This window comes from Vibrio sp. 10N.222.49.C9 (genome assembly GCF_041474985.1).
GTDB lineage: Bacteria > Pseudomonadota > Gammaproteobacteria > Enterobacterales > Vibrionaceae > Vibrio > Vibrio crassostreae_C.
This window is the reverse complement of record NZ_JBFRVD010000728.1, coordinates 1-390: the sequence shown is the minus strand read 5'-3', so window position 1 is coordinate 390 and position 390 is coordinate 1. Positions and strand designations below refer to the sequence as shown.

Below are 390 nucleotides of genomic sequence, written 5' to 3'. Positions count from 1 at the left end.
GAATTGCGAGGAGAGTAAATGAAGTTCAGATTTCATCATTGCTTCTCAAGCCACTTGATGAGCTTCTGAACATCCTTCTCAGCAATATTGATTGAAGTTAACACCTCACACAATGCATGAACTTCATCTTTACTCAGACTCTCTTGCTTCAGTTCCTTGCCTATGGAGCGGATTTCTTTGGCCTTGTCTTTTTTGAACGAAGCCGTCGCTCCCTCTTGACCAATGACAATGTGTTGAAGTAAACCCAGTGATTTTTCAATAACAGGGGCATCTTGCAATGCCTGCGCTGCTTTAGTGAGCTCTTGTTTCTTCTTCTGTTTTTGTTTTTCCTCCTGTCTAGCATCAGCCAGTTCATGGAGTTCAAGATGAAGATCAGAGTCTTTATTGATG

The 390-nt window shown here is 41.8% G+C and carries 1 protein-coding gene; it reads right to left on the bottom strand.

All coding sequences use genetic code 11. The annotated features are described in order from the left end of the window. Positions 1 to 35: 35 nt before the first annotated feature. A partial coding sequence (locus AB4585_RS25290; RefSeq protein ID WP_372171523.1) for a hypothetical protein occupies positions 36 to 390 on the bottom strand: 355 nt, incomplete at its 5' end.